The sequence below is a fragment of the Chamaesiphon sp. OTE_8_metabat_110 genome, from assembly GCF_031382685.1.
Lineage (GTDB): Bacteria > Cyanobacteriota > Cyanobacteriia > Cyanobacteriales > Chamaesiphonaceae > Chamaesiphon.
Genome location: NZ_JANMZA010000309.1, coordinates 1 through 3,758 on the forward strand (window position 1 = coordinate 1; position 3,758 = coordinate 3,758).

The window sequence follows — 3,758 nt, forward strand, 5'->3', positions numbered from 1 at the left end:
GGACTCTCCGATCCGGTTCCCCCAGAATTGGGGGCTAGGGGGCTTTTACCATCAGCAATATCCTCTAACCTAACTAAATGCTCGTCCAACCACGCTTGATAAGGATGTGCGCTAGTAATCTCATGCTTGATTTCTTCATCGCTCACAATCCGCCCAGCGACGGTATCCACCATGAACATCTTCCCTGGCTCCAACCGTCCCTTCGCCACCACTTTTTCTGGCGGAATCGTCAGCACACCCGCTTCCGATGCCATAATCACCAGATCGTCAGTCGTCACATAATAACGTCCTGGGCGCAGACCATTCCGATCGAGTACCGCCCCGATCGAGTTACCATCAGTAAAAGCGATCGAAGCTGGGCCATCCCACGGCTCCATCAAGCAAGAATGGTATTCATAAAACGCCTTCTTCTCGGCACTCATCGACTCATGTGCCGTCCAAGGTTCGGGCACCATCATCATCATCGCATGGGGCAAACTCCGACCGGAAAGAGTCAATAATTCCAGGGCATTATCAAAGATCGTCGAGTCACTACCATCGACATTAATCGCAGGTTTAATCTTATTAATATCATCGCCGAATAAATCCGACGCAAACAACGACTGTCGCGCCGTCATCCAGTTGATATTGCCGCGCATGGTATTGATTTCACCATTGTGGGCGATGTAGCGATAAGGATGCGCCCGCTCCCAACTGGGGAAAGTATTGGTACTAAACCGCGAATGCACCAACGCCAACGCGCTCTCCATATCCGGATCTTGGAGTTCAGGGAAATATTGCCCCACCTGCACGGGCATCAACATCCCCTTATACACGAGCGTCCGCGCCGATATACTCGCCACATACCAATGCACATCGACATTCGCCGCCCTAATTGCTGTATGCGCCAGCTTGCGAATCACAAACAACTTCCGCTCGAACGCTAATTCATCAGCTAATTCGGGCGATTTAGCAATAAATACCTGCTGCATAAACGGCTCACTCGATTTCGCCGTCTCACCCAAGGAACTATTATCCGTTGGCACATCCCGCCAACCCAATACCTTCAAGCCCTCCGCCGCCAAAACTTCCGCGAATATCTGGCGACTCTTCGATCGAGTCGCAGCATCTGGCGATCCATACACGGCCCCGACTCCATACTGTCCCGCTGCGGGTAATTCAATCCCTTCAGCCGCCGCCACCTTCTTCATAAACTTATGGGGCACCTGCATCAAAATCCCCGCCCCATCCCCTGTATTTGTCTCGCAACCGCACGCGCCACGGTGATCGAGATTCACCAATATTGTCAGTGCTTGCGCCACAATCTCATGCGACTTCGCCCCTTTCATCTGCGCGATAAAACCGATACCGCAAGCATCATGCTCAAACTGCGGATCGTATAAACCTTGTTTGACTGGGTGACTAGTGTTCATGGATTGAGGATGTAGGAACGATCGATCGGGCTGGGGAGTAGAATGCACAATTAAGGCTGATTCTAGAGCCTACTATTTTCTAACGCATTTTCGCGGTTAGGGTAGCTACTGATACAAATATTTAACCTCAGATGCTCTGTCAGGAGAAGCTGAGTTGAGTTTATTGGGTTCCATTCTTCAACCCAACGTACAGATATTTGCTAATTTATAATTAAGATAGCAGGATCGATATAGTCAATATTTAAATTAAAGGAATATTTATTATGACTGAATGGACAGAGAGCATTAAACAGATTTGGATAAATAGAAAACAGGAGGAACATAGAGCATATCGAGAAGGTAGATTAGCTCAAAAAGTCCAGTCATTACCAGGATATCAATCGCTAAATCTTAGGAATGCAGAAACTAGAATTGGTATCCATCAGAGTATTCTTGATGCGCATGATTTCTACCGCCTGAAGGTTGAAGCTGAAGATTATGGATCTGTATTTGTATTCAAAGAAATTATTCAAAATCGTGACGTATTTGTTGTTGAGGTCGGTACTGAAGGTAGCCGTGGTTGGATTGAGTTATTCGATGAATATGGTCAAAGCCTTGGATCTGCCATAACAGCAGCGGAACGTCTTGCTTGGAGAGATATAGATATAATTCGTGCGTCATACACTCAAAATAGTAAGCTACCAGCAGAATTAACCACTAGACGCACAAGAAACGACTGTTTCAGTAGTGAGCAAGAAACTAAGATTTCTACTTGCTTTGATAAATGGAAGAAAATTTGCTTTTCGACTGAAATTATTGATAATGGCATTGCTGCCGAAGCTATTAAAGCCGCCTATCACATATCTGGAATTACTGTAGAACCAGAAATCCATTTTATTAATAGTCCATATGCAGCATTAGCCTCAATAATTGGCGAAGTTGCAAACGATATGAAACTCTCTACAGATCGACTGATGGAAAGCGGTGAGCAGATCGCTATAAAACTAGAAAGTAGTTTTAATTCACAGCAGAGTGCCAAAATTTTACAAAATTTGGTTAGCCATCTGGAAGAGCAAGTTTACGCTCAGATAGATACTCAGTTGAAAAAAGATTTGTTTATAGCGTTGTATGATTCTCTATGGGTAGAACAATCTGATTTAGTAATAAAAATATTAGAAAGCCACATTACAAAAGAAATATGGAATGGATCGAAAGAGAATGGATCGTGGGCTTATATTTTTCGGATTGTAAGAAAACAGCTTCGTCGATCTATTATTCGTCATGAATATTTGTGTATGCAAGCAGCATCCCTTGAAGCTTATATTTCAGTATTGGGTTATGACTGCGATCTGAATCGATTATCAATACTTGAATCACTGGCATCTTCCTGTGGATGGATAATTCCAACTGAAAAATCTTTGACAGTCTGTGGTCGTCCAATTAAGTTTTCATTCGATTTAGAAGGAAACCTACACGCAGATGAAAGTGCCGCAATGAAATTTGCTGATGGTTTTAGCGTGTATTCTGAGCATGGAAATATTCAGCGAATTATCAATAACGAAATCTAACCCCGATCGATCGGTATTGAGGAGTATTTTTATATCCTGTTGGGATAATCGATCGATTACTTACTTCGAGAAACCTAACGATTTCAGTGTTTGAGGTTCGATCGATCGATATTGAGGAGCATCTTTGTATTCTGTTGGAATGATCGATCGATTACCTACTTCGAGAAACCTGACAATTTTAGTGTTTGAGGTTCGATCGATCGGTATTGAGGAGTATCTTTGTATCCTGTTGGGATTATCGATCGATCGACTAATTTGAAGCCAGACGAGTTTGTCCCAATTCTTCGCGTAACACTCGTCTCAAAGTTGATTCTAGAGGCTCATGCTGCTTGTGAATATGGGTTCGCAATGCTTCATTCAGTAATGTTTGATAGTTACCTCCTCCTGCTTGATGAACTTGTTCCCGGAACCAGTCTAAAACATCATCATCAATCCGAATTGTAATCCGCGTTTTTCCCGCACCAATCGGATCGATAGCACCTCGTTTCCCTTGGCTAAAATCATATTCTACTTCTACAGAATCGTGTTCTACTTCCATGATTTATCCCTCTTCATACTGTCTTCGTTCTTGACGGGTCGCCGCTCTAGCCGAAATCAACCTAATTTCCCGATCGCGCCAGGTATATACCACCACAAGTATTCGACCTAGAGCATCTAGCCCAATGGTAATAAATCGCTCCTCATCGAATCGTTCATCTAATGTTGTGACTGCGAGATCGTCTGAAAACACAGAAACTGCATCGGCAAAATCAATCCCGTGCTTATTGAGGTTTGTTGCTGCTTTGTTTTTGTCCCATTG

3 protein-coding genes and 1 pseudogene are annotated in these 3,758 nt (G+C 43.8%); 1 reads left to right on the top strand and 3 read right to left on the bottom strand.

All coding sequences use genetic code 11. The features are described from left to right. A pseudogene (locus RMO52_RS11385) lies at positions 1 to 1,412 on the bottom strand (glutamate synthase subunit alpha); the annotation flags it as partial. 263 nt (positions 1,413 to 1,675) lie between these two features. Between RMO52_RS11385 and RMO52_RS11390 the strand changes: the two are divergent. Beyond that, positions 1,676 to 2,959, top strand: coding sequence for a DUF6745 domain-containing protein (locus tag RMO52_RS11390; RefSeq protein WP_309744668.1), 1,284 nt, complete (start codon positions 1,676 to 1,678; stop codon positions 2,957 to 2,959). A 250-nt stretch (positions 2,960 to 3,209) separates the two neighbouring features. Here RMO52_RS11390 and RMO52_RS11395 read toward each other — a convergent pair whose 3' ends face one another. Together RMO52_RS11395 and RMO52_RS11400 are read right to left on the bottom strand one after the other, a co-directional pair. Continuing rightward, a complete protein-coding gene (locus RMO52_RS11395) occupies positions 3,210 to 3,497 on the bottom strand; it encodes a BrnA antitoxin family protein (RefSeq protein ID WP_309744670.1) in 288 nt (95 codons plus the stop codon). 3 nt (positions 3,498 to 3,500) lie between these two features. Beyond that, positions 3,501 to 3,758: BrnT family toxin (locus RMO52_RS11400; protein ID WP_310414148.1), on the bottom strand; the 258-nt coding region annotated here is incomplete at its 5' end.